The organism is Mycobacterium sp. 23 (assembly GCF_048287075.1).
Classification (GTDB): Bacteria; Actinomycetota; Actinomycetes; order Mycobacteriales; family Mycobacteriaceae; genus Mycobacterium; species Mycobacterium gordonae_B.
Genome location: NZ_JBLVUX010000005.1, coordinates 3489886 through 3503708 on the forward strand (window position 1 = coordinate 3489886; position 13823 = coordinate 3503708).

Below are 13823 nucleotides of genomic sequence, written 5' to 3' on the forward strand. Positions count from 1 at the left end.
TTCCTGCCTTCGTCGGTGGTCGGTATTCTCGGGCTGCCGACAGTGCCGGGGTCACCGCATAGAACCAGCTGGATCACGCTGCGGGGGCGCAGAGCCGCACCGGGTGGTGGCCGGTGATACCGCTTTCGCACACGGGACATGTTCGCGTGCCCAATCGAGGTACGCCGAAACTAAGGGTCTTCGTCATCTTCGGGTGCGAACAGTTTTTCCGGGTGATGGAATGTGTTGATCCGCGGTTGGCCGTGGTCGAGATGAGCCCGGCGGTAGCCATTCGGTGTCGCCTTTGGCGTTTTTGCGGGTGATCCACCCTTTTTCGGCGAGGCAGTTATCGATGCCGCAGGCCAGGGTGAGGTCAGCGATGTCGGTGTAGTGGGTATTCGTCCAGCCGCTGACGTGATGCACCTCGGAGTGGTAGCCGGGGGCGTCGCAGCCGGGGCGGGTGCAGCCACCGTCTTTGGCCAGCAGCATCAGTCGCTGGGCCAGGTTGGCGAAGCGCTTGGCGTGAAACAGGGCCAGCGGCTTTGCGCCGTCGAACACCGCCAAATAGTGATGCGAGGTCGCGGCCCAGCCGATCAGGGTGGGCAGCGGGATGCGGGTACCGCCGCCGGTGCGGGCGCGTCCCGCCCCGGCTTCGAGGTCTTTGAGCGTGGTGGTGACGATGATGGAGACCGGCAGGCCGTTGTGCGTGCCCAGCTCGCCGGAGGCGAAGAGTTCGCGGATGGCGGTGACCGTGGCGTCGTGGTTGCGTTGGGGTTGGCTGCGGGTGTCGGTGTCCCCGCCCGGGACGCCGGCGCCGGGGGCGGCGAGTTTGGCCCAGGCGGCTTCGAGCAGAGCCCGTAGTTCCGGGGTGATCAGGCCGCTGATCCGCGACATGCCGTCGTACTGCTGGGGACCCAGAATCAGGCCGCGTTTACGGGCTCGTTCCTCGTCGGTGTAGTCGCCGTCGGGGTGCAGCAGCGCCATGAGTTCGCGGGCGTATCTGGCGACCTGGTCGGGGCGAAAGTCACAGGCCTTGCCGGCCAGGTCTTTCTCGGCGGCCTCCCAGGTGCCCACGTCGATGCTGCTGGGAAGATGGGCGATGAAGTTGCGGATCACCTTGATATGCCCGTCCCCGATCAGGCCCTGGCGTTGAGCCTGCGCGGTCGCGGTCAACGGCGGCGCCAGCGGCTCTCCCGTGAGGGCGCGGCGCGGGCCGAGGTCTTCGGCTTCGGCGATGCGCCGGTTGGCGTCGGCTTTGGTGATCCGCAGCCGCTCGGCCAGCGCCGCGGGCAGTTTGCCGCCGAGTTCTTCCTCGGTCGCTTGGGTTTTGAGGTGGTTGATCAGGGCGTGCTGGGGTGTGCGCATCCGCCGGTGCACCGTTTCCAGGCGCTCCATCCCGCGCAGGAACTCCGGGGTGGTGAACGCGTCGAACGTCAAGTCGCACAGGCGATCAACGGCGGCGTCGAGTGCGTTGAAGACCTCCACGATCTCCTCACGCGTACTCGATGCCATGCCCCAATTCTATGGAGGGCCACCGACAAGTCCGGAACGCCGCGAATGCCGAAAGATCTTGATATCAAACGTGATATCACTTTTCAGGACCTGGTGCCACCCGGCTCGCGTTACTGGTGTGACAAGGGCCGGTTCTCCTCATATCAAAGTCATACCGGCAAACAATTAACGAACTGCGTTTCGTTATCTACACTTCGTATCAGGGGGCCCGACATCGAAAGGCCAAGGCATGAAAGCCAAGACAATCGCGGCCGCCGCCGCGTTCGCCGCCGTCCTGGGAATCAGCGTCACACCACCGCCGGCCCGAGCCGAGGCCCCGACGACGACCGGTGTCTACCTCTACGCAGACGAGGACGGCGACACCGGAATGTGGACCATCAGGACCACTTGCACACCGGACTGCGTCGCTCACGTCACCACCACTTCCGGGCGCGGTTTCGATGCTGCACTGATCGACGGCCGCTATACCAACACCCGGACCATCCCCGGGGGCATAACCTGCCCGGGTCATACCGCCGGCGACTTCGGCCGCTGGATCCCCGCCAGCGAGCACCCGGTCACCGTCACGCAATGGTGGGACCCGGTGACGCTGACCGGCGAAGTGGACTTCTTCAACGAGGCGGCTCCCTGTGGCCTCGCCGACCGTCGCGACAGCTTTACCCTTACCAGAATCGACCGATGACTACAGCGTCTCGTCCAACTCCCCCAGCCGATCGGTGAGCCGAAGATTCTCCGAGTAGTCGACCGGGCAGGCAATCAGCGACACCCCGTCGTCGTCCAGGGCCGCCCGCAAGGTCGGCAACAGTTCCTCGGCGCTGCTGATCCGATATCCCTTGGCGCCGAAGCTTTCCGCGTACTTGACCACGTCGGGGTTGCCGAACGATACGTAATGGTGCTCGCCGAGTTCGAGATCCATTTTCCACTCGATCAAGCCATACCCGCCGTCCTCCCAGATCAGCACGACCAGCGGGATCTTCTCCCGCACCGCGGTCTCGATCTCCTGCGAGTTCATCAGAAATGCCCCGTCGCCCACCACCGCCAGGACTTTCGACTCCGGCTGAGCCAGCTTGACGCCCAACGCTCCGGGCAGCGCAAAACCCATGGTGGACAGGCCGTTTGAGATCAGGCAGGTGTTGCGCTCATAGGTCGGGTAGAGCCGCGCCATCCACATCTTGGTCGCGCCGGTGTCGACCAGCACCACGTCGCTGCGCCCCAGCGCTTCCCGGGTATCGGCGACTACCCGCTGGGGCGCCAGCGGGAACCGCGAATCCTGTTGTCCCCGGGCGAATTCTTCATCCAACAGTCCCGAACCGGGCACCTCGACGTCGTCGAATCGGCGTCCTTGCATCGCTTCGGTCAGTTCGTTCAGCGAGTCGCTGATATCGCCGATGATGCCGACCTCGACCGAATAGTGCGCGTCGACCTCGGCCGGAAAGCGGTGGATATGAATGATCTTCTTGTCGACCTGGGGGTTGATGCGGACCGGATCGAATTCCTGCAACTCGTATCCGACCGCGATCACGACATCGGCGTTGTCGAAGCCGAAGTTGACGTAGTCGTGCCGCATGAACCCGAGTGTCCCGATGCCGTTCGGGTGATCGTCGGGCATCACACCTTTGCCGTGAAAGCTGTTGGCCACCTTGATGCCGAGCTCCTCGGAGAACCGGATCAGCGCCTTGGTCGCATCGCTGCGCGCGGCGCCGTGCCCGGCGAGCACAACCGGCCGCTGCGCGGCGCGCAGAATATCGACCGCGCGCGCCACCTGGCGGGCCGCCGGGGCGTCGGCCCGCACCACATTGCGCGGCAACGGCCCCAACTCGTAGTCGGCGTCATCTGCGTCCAGGTGCTCGGGCACGGCGAGATACACCGCCGCGGGTCGTTCGGTCTCGGCGACCTTGAACGCCTTGCGAACCATCTCCGGTATGGCATGCGCGGTGGGGATGCCGGCCGACCACCGGGTGATGGGAGCGAACATCGACACCAGGTCGACGTACTGGTGGGATTCCTTGTATTCGCGGTCCTGGCCGACCTGCGCCGAGATGGCGACCATCGGGGTGCTGTTGGTGGTCGCGTCGGCAACCCCCAGCTGCATGTTGATGGCGCCCGGACCCAATGTCGCCGACACCACGGCCGCGCGTCCGGTGACCCGGCCGTACATCTCGGCCATGAAGGCCGCGCCCTGTTCGTGCCGGGTCAGCACGTAGCGGATGTGAGAGGCGGCCAGCGCCTTGATGAACCGGATGTTCTCCTCACCGGGTATCCCGAAGACGACCGAAACGCCCTCGTTCTCCAGGCACCTGACGATCAACTCAGCCGCTGTGGACATCCGCCACCTCTCTGTTTCCTCGATAGTGGCAGGCTAGTTGTCGGACGGTTCACGACAACCCTGACAGGAGGGCCGACGTGCCCATCGCCACCATCAACCCGGCCACCGGCGAGACAGTCAAAACCTTCACCCCCGCGACCGACGACGACGTGGAGCAGGCGATAGCGCGCGCGTACGCACGCTTCCAGGACTACCGCCGCAACACCACCTATGCCCAGCGTGCCGAGTGGGCAAACGCCACCGCCGACCTGCTGGAGGCCGAGGCCGACGACACCGCGGCCATCATGACCCTGGAGATGGGCAAGACGCTGGCCAGCGCCAAAGCCGAAGTACTCAAATGCGCCAAAGGTTTTCGGTATTACGCCGAGAACGCCGAAGCACTACTGGCCGACGAGCCGGCCGACGCCGGCAAGGTGAATGCCTCCCGGGCGTTTACGCGCTACCAGCCGCTCGGCGTCGTGCTGGCGGTGATGCCGTGGAACTTCCCGCTGTGGCAGGCCGTGCGGTTCGCGGCGCCCGCCCTGATGGCCGGCAACGTCGGGCTACTCAAGCACGCCTCGAACGTCCCGCAGTGCGCGCTGTACCTGGCTGACGTCATCGCGCGCGGCGGGTTCCCCGACGGGTGCTTTCAGACCCTGCTCGTCGCCTCCGGCGCCGTCGAGAAGATCCTGCGCGATCCCCGCGTGGCCGCCGCGACCCTCACGGGCAGTGAGCCGGCCGGACAATCGGTAGGCGCCATCGCCGGGGACGAGATCAAGCCGACCGTGCTGGAACTCGGCGGTAGCGACCCGTTCATCGTGATGCCCTCGGCGGATCTGGACGCCGCGGTGAAGACGGCGGTCACCGGCCGGGTGCAGAACAACGGGCAGTCCTGCATCGCCGCCAAACGCTTCATCGTCCACACCGACATCTATGACGAGTTCCTCGAAAAGTTCGTCGAGCGGTTCGAGGCGCTCAAAGTCGGTGACCCGACCGACCCCGACACGGACGTCGGACCGCTGGCCACCGAGTCGGGTCGCGACGAGATCGCCCAGCAGGTGAAGGACGCCGCGGCGGCGGGCGCCAAGATCCGCTGCGGCGGCGAGACTCCCGACCGGCCGGGCTGGTTCTACCCGCCGACGGTGATCAGCGACATCACCAAGGACATGGCGCTTTACACCGAGGAGGTCTTCGGCCCCGTCGCGTCGGTGTACCGGACCGCCGACATCGATGAGGCGATCGAGATCGCCAACGCCACCACCTTCGGGCTGGGCTCGAACGCCTGGACCGAAGACGAGGACGAGCAGCAACGCTTCATCGACGACATCGTCGCGGGCGCGGTCTTCATCAACGGCATGACGGTGTCCTATCCGGAGTTGCCGTTCGGCGGGGTCAAGCGCTCGGGTTACGGCCGCGAACTGGCGGGTCTGGGGATCCGGGAGTTCTGCAACGCCAAGACGGTCTGGGTGGGGTAACGACCCCCCGCCGAGCAGACGCGAAATCGCCCAAAACGCCGTTGTTTTGGGCGATTTCGCGTCTGCTCGCCCAACTGACTTAGACGGCCGCCAGCGCGCGCTCGTCTTCGTCGGCGAAGTCGTCCTCGAGTTGCACCGGCGAATAGTCCAGGTCGATCTCGCCGACCGGGCGGCCACGGGCGCTGCTGATCGTGCCGAACCGTCGCATGCCCTTGTCGGTGGAGTACTGCAGCATCTCACCGGGCTGCAGGCCGAACGGCGGATGCTCGCCGTACAGTTCGAACCCTTCTTCGGTGAGTCGCAACGCCATCGGGATGAGTTCGTTCATGCGGTTCTCGAAGACGGACCAGTTGGCGTCGTCGGCCGCGACGTGGCGACGGCAGGTGAACGTGCCCCAGGCCATGTGGCGCCGCTCGTCGTCGCCGATGCGCCGCACCAACTCCCGCATGCCAGGCAGGATGTTGCGTTCGACGCAGATCTTGTTCCAGGCGTAGTAGCCGGTGAGCGCCAGCATGCCCTCGACGATGTGGTTGTAGGTCACCGATGCCCGCACCTGCGCGGCCGGTGAGGGGTCACCGGTCAGCGCGTTGAGACAGTCCGGCAGCTCGTCATAGAAGATGTCGCGGTAGGTGGGCAGCGGATCGAGGTAGCCGTGCAGGTCATCCTTGACGCCCACCGCGTCCAGCCAGAGCCGGAACACCTGGACGTGCTTGGCCTCCTCGAACGCGAACTGCGTCAGGTACATCTCGTCACCAAACCGGCCCTCGGCGCGCATCGCGGCCATGAAGGGCTGGATGTCCTCGGTCACCGCTTCCTCGCCGGCGATGAACTGGGCACACAGCCGAATGGCATAGTCCCGCTCGGCATCCGACAGCTTTTCCCAGTCCTGCCGGTCCTTGGAGAAGTCGATGTCGGCGGGGTTCCAGAACTTCGCGTTGCCGCCGGCGAACAGCTTCAGCGGCAGGCTCTCCCAGTTGAGACCGCCGGCCACCATGGAGCCGGTGTGGGTGCGCGTCATGTGATCTCCTTCGATCGGGCTGGGCTGACGGCGGGGCGCGACGCACAGAACGCGTCCGAGAGCACCGCAACGAGCCGGCGCACCGCGAGCGCAGGCTGCTCCGGAGTCGGTTCGTCGAGACCGAGGATCGGGTCGAGACCGCGCATGTACGGCGCCAGCGCCAGGTGCGGAAAGATCATCAGCAGCAACGACAACAACGCGTCGGTGTCCGAATCCTCGCGCAGATCGCCCCGCCGGTGCGCCTCGGTCACCAGCGGACGGAGCACCTCCAAGTAGTGCCGGTGGACGACGTTGCGCACGCTGATGCGGGCGTCGGTGTCGACCTCCAATGTCGCCGCGGCATGCAGCGCGCGTTCCCGGGGATGCTCGGCGTAGTAGGCGACCCAGGCGTCGAGCAGGTCGGTGAGGAACTCGAAGAACGGCCGGCCCGGATCGATGTCGCGGATCGTCGTTTCCACGTAGCCCCGCACCCGCTGGCTGGCGACGTCGGCGATGTAGGCATAGAGGTCGCGCTTGTCCGCGAAGTACTGGAACAGACTGCCTTTGGCCACGCCGGCGCGCCGCGCGATGACGTTCAGGCTGCCGTTAGAGAACCCGTGAGCGCCGAACTCGGCCTCCGCGGCTTCGATGACCGCCGCGCGGCGGGCCGGATCGACACGTGCCCAGGTAACCGTCGGCATGGGCCTCCCCTCACCATGAATGACCACTGGTCATTGTACTGTGAGGCAGCTCACAGTCAAGGAGGCTCTCGGCCGGGCCGGGCCTACGGGCGCATTTCGTACGCCCCGTTAAGGGGCAGCACGAATTCCTTCCACACCGTCTCGTAGCGCGCCGGGTCGTTGGCCGGGCGGCGAACCATCCGCAGCGCAAACGCGGCCTGCTCATCGGTGGTGGCAGCCTTGTCGTGCAGTTCGACGGCGTAGGTGTTGAAGTCGCGGACCAGCAGCCCGAAGATTTCGTCGAGCAGCGCCTCGTCGACGCCGGACAGCGGCGCCTCTTCCAGGATCAGCTGTGCGTAGGGCACCAGGGCGAAGATCTGCCCCACACCGAAAGCGAAGTCGATGTCCTTCTGCTGTGCGGCATCCGGGGTGGCGCTGGCCAGCATCTCGGCCAGCACGTCGATCTGCTGACGCAGCAGCGCGACATTCGGCAGGTGCCCGTAGCTGTCGAACGGCGTCCGCCAGTCGTGGAAGCGCACCTTGCCCAGGCCGCCGGTGGGGCCCTGGTTGAACAGGAAGGAGTCGTCGGCGTCGTCGTCGCGGCGACCGATCAGCGGCAGCGCCGCGTCGGGGGCGAACAGGAAGTTGGGCATGAACTTGGCCAGCAACCCGATGTTGATGTGGACGGTGCCCTCCAGCCGGGGCAGCATGCCGATCTCCTGGGCGACGGTTTCGAAGAACATGTCCTTCTCCACGCCCTTGGCCGCGATGACGTCGAACAACGCGGTGATCACCCGCTCGCCCTCGCTGGTGACCTTGGCCTTGGTGAGCGGGCTGTACAGCAGGTAGCGGCGGTCTTCGGCGGATGCGCTGCGCATGTAGTCCGATGCGCGGGTGCACACCAGCCGCATAGCGACCAGGCGCGCGTAGGAGTCGGTGAGCAGCCGTCGCACGTGGCTGAAGTCGGTGACGACGGTGCCGTAGAGGTGGCGGTTGGCGGCGTGCGTGATGGCCTCGTAGAAGGCGTGGGTGCACATGCCGACCGAGCCCCAGCCCAGGTTGTACTTGCAGACGTTGACCGTGTTCAGGGCGGCGTGGAAGGCGCCCATGCCGCGGTGCAGCAGGTCGGCCTCGGTGACGGGGTAGTCGTGCAGGGCGTAGTTCGCCACGTAGTTCTGCGAGTTGACGACGTTCTTCTTGCATTCGTAGCGGTCGTCCTGAGAGTCCGCGGCGAAGAAGACGTACTCGGGATTGTCCGAACCGTCGTCGATGCGGCCGAAGGTGGAGGTCATCCGGGCGACGTTGGCGTTGCCGATGTAGTACTTCTCGCCGTTGGCAACCCAGCCGTGCTCAGACGGCGTCAGGACCATGTCGGTCTGGTAGACGTCGGCTCCGTGGGCCTTCTCGGACAGCCCGAAAGCGAACACCTCGCCCTGTTCCAGCTGGGCGGCGGCCTTGCGCTTGGCGTCCTCGTTGTCGCTCATCCAGATCGGCCCCAGCCCCAGCGCGGTGACCTGGAAGGGGTACCAGTAACTCAGCCCGTAAAAACCGATGATCTCGGCGAACTCACTGATGCGGTAGGTGTCCCAGCGGCAGTCGTCGGCGCCGTACTCGGCGGGTGTGAGCAGCGAGGCGAAGATCCGGTTCTCCGCGATGTGGTTGAGGAAGTCGGTGTACCAGACCCGCTCGTGCGCGTCGTGCTTGAGCTTCGCCTTGCCCCGGTTCTCGAAGAAGTCCACGGTGGCCTGCATGATCTCCCCCGACCGGGCATCCGGGTACTTGCGTTGCAATTTGTTCGGGTTGAGCAGCATGACGGTGGCTCCAGAGCGATTTCGGATTCAGGACGGGTAGACCGTACTGCAATACCTGCGGCAGCCGGAACAACCACGGCATTGCTAGGTCTTAAAAATGCCCCGGCAGCGCCCTAGCATCAGAGGCGTGTCAGAACTAAATACCGCCCGGGGAACCATCGATACCGCCGATCTCGGCGTCACGCTGATGCACGAGCACGTGTTCATCATGACCACCGAAATCGCGCTGAACTATCCCGAAGCCTGGGGTGACGAGGAGAAACGGGTGGCCGACGCCGTCGCCCGACTCAACGAGCTGAAGTCCCGCGGCGTGGACACCATCGTCGACCTGACCGTGATCGGACTCGGCCGCTACATCCCGCGCATCGCCCGGGTGGCCGCCCAGACCGAACTGAATATCGTTGTGGCGACCGGCCTTTACACCTACAACGACATTCCGTTCCGGTTCCACTACGAGGGACCGGGCGGCATGCTCGACGGCCCGGAGATCATGACCGACATGTTCGTCCGCGATATCGAGCAGGGCATCGCCGACACCGGCATCAAGGCCGGCATCCTCAAATGCGCCACCGACGAACCCGGCATCACCCCGGGCGTCGAGCGGGTGCTGCGTGCCGTGGCCCAGGCCCACAAGCGCACCGGGGTGCCGATCTCCACCCATACCCACGCCGGACTGCGGCGCGGGCTCGAGCAGCAGCGCATCTTCGAAGAGGAAGGCGTGGACCTGACCCGGGTGATCATCGGGCACTCGGGTGACAGCACCGACGTCGGTTACCTCGAAGAGCTGATCTCGGCCGGGTCCTACCTGGGGATGGACCGGTTCGGACTGGACGTGCTGCTGCCGTTCGAAGAACGCGTGCAGATCGTCGCGACCATGTGCGAGCGCGGGCACGCCGACAAGATGGTGCTCTCGCACGACGCCAACTGCTACTTCGATGCGCTGCCCGAGCAGCTGGTCCCGCAGATGGCGCCCAACTGGCACTACCTGCACATTCACAACGACGTCATCCCCGCACTCAAGCAGCGCGGCGTCACCGATGAGCAGATCCACACCATGCTCGTGGAGAACCCGCGCAAAATCTTCGATCGGCAGGGCGCTTATCAGTGACGGTCCCGTCGATCGGAACGCAGATTTCGCAATTGGCCGCGCTCGCCCCGGACGAGCCGGCCGTCAGCTGCGACGGACAGACCATCACCCGAGCCGAACTCGACCGCTCGACCAACCGGCTGGCCCGCGCGTACGCCGAACGCGGCGTGGGGCTCGGCGACTACGTGACGATCGTGCTGCCCAATTCGGTGGAATGGATCCAGGCGGCGGTGGCGTGCTGGAAGCTGGGGGCGGTGCCGCAACCCTTGTCCCCGCGCCTGCCGGAGTCCGAGTTCGAAGGCCTGCTGGGGCTGCGTCGCTCGGCGTTGCTGGTAGGCCGGGATCATCCCGGAACGCCAAGCGTCCCAGCCGGTTTCGTCCCGGAAACCTCGGATGCCGCGCTGCCCGAGGCGGTGTCACCGTGCTGGAAGTCGATGGCGTCGGGCGGCAGCACCGGGCGGCCCAAGCTCATCGAGGCCGGCGGCGACAGTCGGGTCCCGCCGGCGATCGGCTACCCGCTGGGCATGCAGGAGGGCGACACCACGCTGGTACCGGTGCCGCTGACGCACAACACCGGGTTCACCACCGCCCTGATCGCGCTGATCATGCGCCAGCACCTGGTGCTGATGAGCCGGTTCGACCCGCACGAATTCCTGGCGACCATCGAGCGCCACCGGGTCACCTTCCTGGTGACGGTGCCGACGATCATGCAGCGCTTGCTGCCGGTCTACCGGGCCGGTTCCTACGACCTGTCCTCGCTGCGACGGTTGTGGCACCTGGCCGCGCCGTGTCCTCCGGCGGTCAAGCAGGCCTGGATCGACCTGATCGGGCCCGAGAAGGTCTGGGAACTCTACGGCGGCACTGAGTTACAGGCGTTGACCTTCATTTCCGGGGATCAGTGGCTGACGCACCCGGGCTCGGTCGGGCAGGTGGTGAGCGGGGAGATGAAGGTGCTCGACGACGACGGCAACGAATGCCCGCCCGGCGTGGTCGGTGAGATCTACATGCGCCCTAACCCCGGCAGCGCGCCGACCTACCGCTACATCGGCTCCACCGCGAAGTCGCGTGACGGCTGGGATTCGCTGGGCGATCTCGGCTACTTCGACGCCGACGGCTTCTTGTACCTGTCCGACCGCCGCGTCGACATGTTCACCGTCGGTGGCCGCAACGTCTACCCCGCGGAGATCGAGAACGCGCTGTCAGCGCACCCGGAAGTGTTGTCCTGCTTGGTCGTTGGAGTCCCCGACGGCGATCTGGGCCAGGTGCCCTATGCACTGGTGCACACGGCGGGCGGGTCGACCCTGGACGCCGCGGCCGTGCGCAGCTTCGTCGCCGACCGACTGGCGGCCTACAAGGTGCCCCGTATCGTTGAGTTCGTCGACGCCCCTCTGCGCGACGACGCCGGCAAGGCGCGTCGCACGGCGGTACGTGACACCGTCATCGCGCGATTGCAGGTTGGGGGGCCGTAATGGATGCCACCCGGTATTCGGCACTGAGTGACGTCGGGTGCGAACGGTCCGACAACCAGGACCGCTGGGGCGCCGACCCGGACCAGCGCCTGTTCATGGTGGCCGACGGGGTGGGCGGCAGCCGCGACGGGGCGCTGGCGGCTCAGACCATGGTCGACATCCTGCCCCGCTACGTCGCCCACCACCTGCCGCCGGATCAGCGTGAGGCAGCAGATGCCCCGGAACGCCTGGGCCGGGCGATCTCCGAACTCTCCGACGATCTGCATTCCAAGGCCCAGAGGGACGCCCGGTACGCGGGAGCCAACAGCACTCTGGTCGCCGTCGTCATCGTCGGCGCCCGGGTGCTGGTCGCCCATCTGGGCGACAGCCGCGCCTATCTGCTGCGCGACGGACAGCTCACCCAGCTCACCCGCGACCACACGCTGGTGCAGTCTCTGGTGGACGCGAACCAGGTCCAGGCCGAGGACGCCGGCAATCTGCGGGTTCGCAACGTCGTCACGCGCTACATGGGCATGAAGCCGCCGGCCAAAGCCGACTCCGGCGCACAGGACCTGGCCGACGGCGACCGGATCCTGCTGTGCTCCGACGGTCTGCACGGCATCGTCAAGGAGCCGACGATGACCAGGATCCTCGGCAAGTACGACGACCCCGGCGAAGTGTGTGCCGCGCTGATCGCGGCGGCTCGCGGCGAGGGCGCTCCGGACAACGTGACCGCGCTGGTGGTCGACGTTTCCGACTCGTAGTCGGGGTGAGCCGCACACGGCGGTGGATCACCGGGCGCCGCGGTGGCCTCACGGTGTTCGTCTGCTACCTGCTGGCCGCGCTCGTGCTGACCATCGGCGCCTGGCGCGACCCGAGATCGGGCTGGGCCGGCGGCTGTTGCGACCAGGAGCAGACGATCTGGTACCTGGGCTGGGCGCCGCACGCGCTCGGGCACGGCCTCAATCCGTTCTTCACGACGCAGATCGGCGCGCCCGCCGGCGTCAACCTGATGTGGAACACCCCGATGACGCTGCTCGGGCTCGTCGGCTGGCTGCCGGCCAAGGTCGGCGGGCCTATCTTCGGCTTCAACACCCTGATGGTCCTTGGTGTCGCGCTCAGCGGGTGGACCGCATGGCTGGCCATCCGGCGCTGGACCGGCGACGGACCAGGCCCAGTGACCGGCGGCGCGGTCTACGCCTTCTCTCCCTACGTCGCCTCCCATGCGGCGCTGCACCTCAATCTCGCGACGGCCTGGGTCCCGCCGCTGGTCCTGATCGTGGTCGACGAGCTGCTGGTCACCCGGCGGCGACCGCCGTGGCAGGCGGGAGTCGCGCTCGGATTGCTGGCCAGCGCCCAGCTTCTGATCGCCGCGGAGATGCTGGCGACCGGCGTGGTGGCGGCCGCAGTGCTGATCTGCGTCATGGCCATAGCAGGCCGGGGGCGGTGGCGCGCGGCACCGGCCCGGCTGGCGTCCGCGCTCGCGGTCGCCGCGCCGGTGTTCCTGCTGCTCTGCGCATGGCCCCTATTCACCCAATTCGTCGGGCCGCAGCGCATCACCAGGCAGGTTCAGAACCCCAAGACCTTCTCGACCGACCTGTTGAATCTCGTCGTCCCGACGCCCTACCAGCTGATCGCCCCGCACGCCGCCACGCAGGCGTCTCGGGAGTTCAGCGGCCTGTACCACGAGGCGACGGGCTACCTCGGTCTGCCGCTGCTGGCCATCCTCGTCGTCGTGGCCGTCCGCGGTCGGCACGACCTGCGGATCCGCGTCGCGACCAGTACCGGTGGGCTGCTGCTCGTGCTGTCGCTGGGGCCGTGGCTGCACATCGGCAAGCAGGCGTTGCCGGTGCCATTGCCCTGGCTGCCCTTCGGCAAGCTGCCACTGCTGAACCACGTGCTGCCCGGGCGCTTCACGCTGTACGTCTGGCTGGCGGTCGCGGTGACCGTAGCGCTCGTCATCGCACGCGCGACCCGGCTGCCGCCGCGTCCGAAGGCCCGTTGGCTGCTCGCGGTGGGCGTGGCCCTGGCCGTGATCCTCCCCGCTCCGCTGGGGCGGATGCCGTTCTACACCCCCGCCTACTTCCGGACGTGGGCGAGCCACCACATCGGACGTGACGAAACCGTCCTCGTCGCGCCCTACTTTCTCGATCCTCAAGGCCGGGCGGCACCGATGCTGTGGGCGGCCGAGACCGACTACGGGCTACGCATGCCCGAGGCCTACGCCTACATGCCGCAGCCGGACGGAGGGACCCGGCCCGGTCCCCCGCCGACGCGGCTGTTCTCGCTCATGGTGACGGTCCAGGGCGGCACCCCGCTGGTGGCCCGCGATGACATCCGTGACGAGGTCGAAGCCGATCTGCGGCGCGCGGAGGTGCGGCATGTCATCGTCGGGCCGACGCAGGAGTATCAAGCGCTGATTGAGTTCTTCAGCGACCTGTTCGGCCGCCCGCCGCAGTATGTCGGTGAGATCGCGATCTGGCGGGACGTCGACGTCCGGGGTGTTGTCGCACCGCCGGCACCGTAGCG

10 protein-coding genes and 1 pseudogene are annotated in these 13823 nt (G+C 66.7%); 6 read left to right on the plus strand and 5 right to left on the minus strand.

From position 1 onward, the window contains the following. Positions 1-170: 170 nt before the first annotated feature. A pseudogene (locus ACNQS7_RS17425) lies at positions 171-1491 on the minus strand (HNH endonuclease signature motif containing protein). A gap of 229 nt (positions 1492-1720) precedes the next feature. Here ACNQS7_RS17425 and ACNQS7_RS17430 point away from each other — a divergent pair. Further along, a complete protein-coding gene (locus tag ACNQS7_RS17430) occupies positions 1721-2173 on the plus strand; it encodes a hypothetical protein (protein WP_418013500.1) in 453 nt (150 codons plus the stop codon). Here the strand turns inward: ACNQS7_RS17430 and ACNQS7_RS17435 are convergent, their stop codons facing one another. Further along, positions 2174-3817, minus strand: a complete 1644-nt coding sequence (locus ACNQS7_RS17435; RefSeq protein WP_418013501.1) for an acetolactate synthase large subunit — start codon at positions 3815-3817, stop codon at positions 2174-2176. Positions 3818-3894: 77 nt separating this feature from the next. Here ACNQS7_RS17435 and ACNQS7_RS17440 point away from each other — a divergent pair, with 77 nt between their 5' ends. Then, a complete protein-coding gene (locus ACNQS7_RS17440; RefSeq protein ID WP_418013502.1) occupies positions 3895-5271 on the plus strand; it encodes an NADP-dependent succinic semialdehyde dehydrogenase in 1377 nt (458 codons plus the stop codon). Between the two features lie 79 nt (positions 5272-5350). On the opposite strand, the gene ACNQS7_RS17445 is transcribed toward ACNQS7_RS17440, so the two are convergent. The 3 genes from ACNQS7_RS17445 to ACNQS7_RS17455 form a co-directional block, all read right to left on the minus strand. Continuing rightward, entirely contained in the window at positions 5351-6289 is a 939-nt protein-coding gene (locus ACNQS7_RS17445; RefSeq protein ID WP_418013503.1) for a R2-like ligand-binding oxidase, read from the minus strand. Further along, a complete protein-coding gene (locus ACNQS7_RS17450; protein WP_418013504.1) occupies positions 6286-6969 on the minus strand; it encodes a TetR/AcrR family transcriptional regulator in 684 nt (227 codons plus the stop codon). The genes ACNQS7_RS17445 and ACNQS7_RS17450 overlap by 4 nt, the downstream gene beginning before the upstream one ends. 83 nt (positions 6970-7052) lie before the next feature. Then, positions 7053-8759: an acyl-CoA dehydrogenase gene (locus ACNQS7_RS17455; protein ID WP_418013505.1), complete on the minus strand. Its 1707-nt coding sequence runs from the start codon at positions 8757-8759 to the stop codon at positions 7053-7055. Positions 8760-8886: 127 nt separating this feature from the next. On the opposite strand from ACNQS7_RS17455, the gene ACNQS7_RS17460 reads away from it, so the two are divergent. Genes ACNQS7_RS17460 through ACNQS7_RS17475 form a run of 4 tightly spaced genes read left to right on the plus strand, consistent with a single transcriptional unit; the run spans position 8887 to position 13821 of the window. Beyond that, a complete protein-coding gene (locus ACNQS7_RS17460; protein ID WP_310778860.1) occupies positions 8887-9867 on the plus strand; it encodes a phosphotriesterase-related protein in 981 nt (326 codons plus the stop codon). Further along, the gene (locus tag ACNQS7_RS17465; RefSeq protein WP_418013506.1) at positions 9864-11315 is read left to right on the plus strand and encodes an AMP-binding protein; all 1452 of its coding nucleotides are present in this window, start codon (positions 9864-9866) and stop codon (positions 11313-11315) included. The genes ACNQS7_RS17460 and ACNQS7_RS17465 overlap by 4 nt, the downstream gene beginning before the upstream one ends. Then, on the plus strand, positions 11315-12058 hold the full coding sequence (locus ACNQS7_RS17470; RefSeq protein ID WP_418013507.1) for a PP2C family protein-serine/threonine phosphatase: 744 nt from the start codon (positions 11315-11317) through the stop codon (positions 12056-12058). Before ACNQS7_RS17465 ends, ACNQS7_RS17470 begins: the two co-directional genes overlap by 1 nt. 5 nt (positions 12059-12063) lie before the next feature. Continuing rightward, positions 12064-13821 carry a DUF3488 domain-containing protein gene (locus tag ACNQS7_RS17475; RefSeq protein WP_418013508.1) on the plus strand — a complete coding sequence of 586 codons (1758 nt, stop codon included), beginning with the start codon at positions 12064-12066 and terminating at the stop codon, positions 13819-13821. Positions 13822-13823 lie beyond the last annotated feature (2 nt).

Excerpts from the sequence above, each read along its gene's own strand:
- ACNQS7_RS17450 (WP_418013504.1), bottom strand. The coding sequence starts at position 6,969 with ATGCCGACGGTTACCTGGGCACGTGTCGATCCGGCCCGCCGCGCGGCG.
- ACNQS7_RS17430 (WP_418013500.1), top strand. The coding sequence starts at position 1,721 with ATGAAAGCCAAGACAATCGCGGCCGCCGCCGCGTTCGCCGCCGTCCTG.
- ACNQS7_RS17435 (WP_418013501.1), bottom strand. The coding sequence starts at position 3,817 with ATGTCCACAGCGGCTGAGTTGATCGTCAGGTGCCTGGAGAACGAGGGC.
- ACNQS7_RS17470 (WP_418013507.1), top strand. The coding sequence starts at position 11,315 with ATGGATGCCACCCGGTATTCGGCACTGAGTGACGTCGGGTGCGAACGG.
- ACNQS7_RS17455 (WP_418013505.1), bottom strand. The coding sequence starts at position 8,759 with ATGCTGCTCAACCCGAACAAATTGCAACGCAAGTACCCGGATGCCCGG.
- ACNQS7_RS17445 (WP_418013503.1), bottom strand. The coding sequence starts at position 6,289 with ATGACGCGCACCCACACCGGCTCCATGGTGGCCGGCGGTCTCAACTGG.